Origin of the sequence: Nocardioides sp. (genome assembly GCF_025964975.1) — a bacterium.
Classification (GTDB): domain Bacteria; phylum Actinomycetota; class Actinomycetes; order Propionibacteriales; family Nocardioidaceae; genus Nocardioides.
The window spans coordinates 1-3,166 of record NZ_JAOPXV010000144.1; the positions used below are offsets into that span (position 1 = coordinate 1).

Genomic DNA, 3,166 nt, shown 5'->3' on the forward strand with positions numbered 1-3,166 from the left:
TCCTGGCTCCCCTCGAGGGTCAGCCCGGCGACCTGCTGCACACGCTCACGACGTACCTCGACGAGGAGTCGTCGGTGTCGGAGACCGCCGCAATCCTGGGGATCCACCGCAACACGGTGTCCCAGCGACTGTCCCGCATCCGGTCGTTGCTCGCTGTCGACCTCGCCGACCCGTCCGAGAGGCTGGCGCTCCACCTGGCCTGCCGGACGATCTGGATGCCACCCTCAGACGTGGGATAGGCGCCCGTTCTGCGAGGGGGTGGCGTCGAAGCGGATCGGGTCGAGCTCGTAGCCGAAGTAGCGAGGTCCCACCAGCTTGATGCCGGCCGGCGTGTGCCAGCGCTCGTCCATCGGGGCGGAGACGACCGCGACGCGATGCCCGAAGCGGAGGGTCTCGGTCGTGATCGGCTCCCCGGTCTCGGCGTCGACGACGACGATCAGGTCCGGCGTCGTCACCAGCACCTCCCCGTCGAGCTCGGCGATGAGGTGCTCGTTCTGGAACTTCAGGACCATCTTGCTCCCGGCCGCGTCGTCCAGCCCGGTCACGACGGCCTCACCGCGAGCGAATCCGGTGACCGTACGACGGGTGACGTCGACGACCTTCCCGGTGTGGACGAGCTTGCCGCCCAGCGCCCCGACCAGCGCGTGCACCGGGTCCAGGTTGTTCGCCCGGGCGCTCTCGATGGCGGACCCTATGGAGAGGCAGAGGCTGAGGGTGCCGGGCACGAAGCAGTCGCGCACCTCGGCGCCCGACATCGCGTACAGCGAGACGATCGGGGCGCACCCCATGTCGATGGTCGCGGACCTGGCCAGCCGCTCGGCCCAGTTGTTGTCGATCGTGTCGAAGACGCCCCGGTTGCCCTTGTCGTCGACGATCGACATCGGGGTCGCCGAGACGCCGGACATGGTGGGCAGCACCATCTGCAGCTCGGGGAAGGCGCGGCCCATGGCATCCCCGTCGATCAGCGGCAGCCCGAGGTGGGCGGCGGCCACGAACGGCACCATGGAGTTCACGCCCCCCGCCTCCATGCAGGCGACGTGGGTCGGCGTCCGCCCCAGGTAGCGGGCGAGGGTCTCCAGCGCCAGGGAGATCTGGCCGGCCGTGGGGATCTTCTCCACCATCACCGTCGGGGCCCCCATCATCGCGATCGGCAGCACGAACGCGTCGGCGGGAACTGTGTCGGGGGACACGATCTCGACGTCGCCGAACTCGCGCATGGCGCTGTCGGCGAGCAGGCGGCCGATGTGGGGGTCGCCGCCACCGCCGCCGCCGAGCACGGCCGCGCCGCGGGCCATGGGGACCAGGTCCTTGGGGGTGACACGCATGCTCATCGCTCCATCCAGAGGTCTCCGACCGCCTTGCAGCGGATACGGGTGGCGTTGCCGGGCAGGTACGGGATCGGCACCTCGTCGAAGTCCGCGATCGAGACCGTCGTCGGGTCGGCACCTGCCGCAACGGCGCGGTCCTGCGCCTCCTGCCGGGCCTCGTCGCAGATCGCCTCGCGCTGCCCGGGCGCGATGGTGTAGATGCGGTCGACCATGCCACCGACCTGGGCGATGGCCGCTCCGATCGCGTTAGCGACGGAGAAGTGCTCGGGGCGGTGGACGTCGCCACAGCCCTCAAGCCGGTCGGGCAGCAGGATCGAGCCGCCACCGACGGCTACCACGGGCAGGGAGTCCGCCGAGGTGCGCATGCGCTCCACCGCGTCGGCGACGTCCGTGCCGATCCGGGCCAGGGCCGCCTCGATCATCGACTTGTCGAGGTGGGCCACGAGCGAGCGGTCGCCGATGTCGGCGCGTCCGGACGCGACGGCGATGTCGGTGGCCGTCACGGTGCTGCCGCCGAAGACCAGTGCTTCCTGCGTCAGCCGGTAGCCCACCGAGTCGGGGCCCACGGTCACCCCGGCCTCGTTGCCGCGGACCAGGCTGCCGCCCCCGATGCCGATGCTCAACACGTCGGGCATCCGGAAGTTGGTGCGTACGCCCGCCACCGTGACCTCGGTCGTCGCCTCGCGGGGGAACCCGTTGGTCAGGACGCCGACGTCGCTCGTCGTACCACCGACGTCGACCACCGCGCAGTCCTTGAGGCCCGAGAGGATGGCGGCGCCGCGCATGGAGTTGGTGGGTCCGGAGGCGAAGGTCGCCACCGGGTAGCGGCGGGCGAACTCCATGTCCATCAGCGTGCCGTCGTTCTGGCTCAGATAGAGCGGCGACTCGATGCCCAGGCCCGCCAGCGTGTCCGCAAGCCCGCCCACGATGCCCAGGGCCAGCTCGCGCAGGGCGGCGTTGATGATCGTGGCGTTCTCGCGCTCGAGCAGTCCGACGCGGCCGATCTCGTGGGACATGGAGATCGCCATGTCCGCCCCGACCTCCTCGGCGACGATCTCGGCGGCACGGAGCTCGAACTCGGAGTTGATGGGAGAGAACACCGACGAGATCGCCAGCGACCGGATGCCGTGCGCGGCCATGTCCTGGACGTGGCGGCGCAGCTCGCCCTCGTCGATCTCCGCGATGTGCCGGCCGTCGAACTCGTGGCCACCGTGCGCCAGGTAGGCCCGGCCGCTGATGGCCTGCACGAGCCGCTCCGGCCAGTCGACGAGAGGCGGCAGCGAGCTCGTCGCGGGCAGCCCCAGCCGCAGCACGGCCGTGGGCGCCAGCTGCCGGGCCTCGATGAGCGCGTTGATGAAGTGGGTGGTGCCGATCATGACGGCCCGGATGTCGCTCGGCGCGAACGGGCTCTGCTCCCGGAGGCTTTCGAGGGTGGCCTTGATGCCCGAGGAGACGTCAGGCTGCGTGGCCGACTTCACCGCGCCCATTACCTGATGGCCGTCCATCAGGACGGCATCGGTGTTCGTGCCTCCCACATCGATCCCGATGCGCATGTGCCACTGCCTTTCCGAGCTGAGAATGTGAGTCGAGGTCAGGAGTTCCGCTGCGGGCGGACCTCACATGCGGCGTTCCTTGGGCGGCGGGGGCATGTAGGTGGCCCGGCTGGGACGGACTCCCAGGCGGATCTGCGACTCCAGCCAGAGGATGGCGGCGCCCGTCGGGTCGATGACGGGCACGAAGACACCGTCGGCCTCGAGCCGCTTCTGCACCGCGGCGGCGACCCCGATCATGCCGGTGCAGCCGAGGACGATCACGTCCGCCTCGTGGCTGTCCACGAC

General features: G+C 70.4%; 4 protein-coding genes. 1 reads left to right on the forward strand and 3 read right to left on the reverse strand.

Annotation, left to right across the window (positions count from 1 at the left end):
* Positions 1–239: helix-turn-helix domain-containing protein (locus JWN68_RS11030; protein ID WP_297738655.1), on the forward strand; the 239-nt coding region annotated here is incomplete at its 5' end.
* Here the strand turns inward: JWN68_RS11030 and JWN68_RS11035 are convergent.
* From JWN68_RS11035 to JWN68_RS11045, 3 genes are all read right to left on the reverse strand, one after another.
* On the reverse strand, positions 225–1,331 hold the full coding sequence (locus JWN68_RS11035) for a DUF917 domain-containing protein (RefSeq protein WP_297738657.1): 1,107 nt from the start codon (positions 1,329–1,331) through the stop codon (positions 225–227). The two genes, JWN68_RS11030 and JWN68_RS11035, sit on opposite strands and share 15 nt — an antisense overlap.
* Positions 1,328–2,881 carry a hydantoinase/oxoprolinase family protein gene (locus JWN68_RS11040; RefSeq protein ID WP_297738659.1) on the reverse strand — a complete coding sequence of 518 codons (1,554 nt, stop codon included), beginning with the start codon at positions 2,879–2,881 and terminating at the stop codon, positions 1,328–1,330. The genes JWN68_RS11035 and JWN68_RS11040 overlap by 4 nt, the downstream gene beginning before the upstream one ends.
* Positions 2,882–2,944: 63 nt before the next feature.
* The coding region (locus JWN68_RS11045; protein WP_297738662.1) for an aspartate/glutamate racemase family protein at positions 2,945–3,166 on the reverse strand (222 nt) is incomplete at its 5' end.

What these genes read in the sequence shown, in the direction of transcription:
- JWN68_RS11035 (WP_297738657.1), bottom strand. Translation starts at nt 1,331, where the DNA reads ATGAGCATGCGTGTCACCCCCAAGGACCTGGTCCCCATGGCCCGCGGC.
- JWN68_RS11040 (WP_297738659.1), bottom strand. Translation starts at nt 2,881, where the DNA reads ATGCGCATCGGGATCGATGTGGGAGGCACGAACACCGATGCCGTCCTG.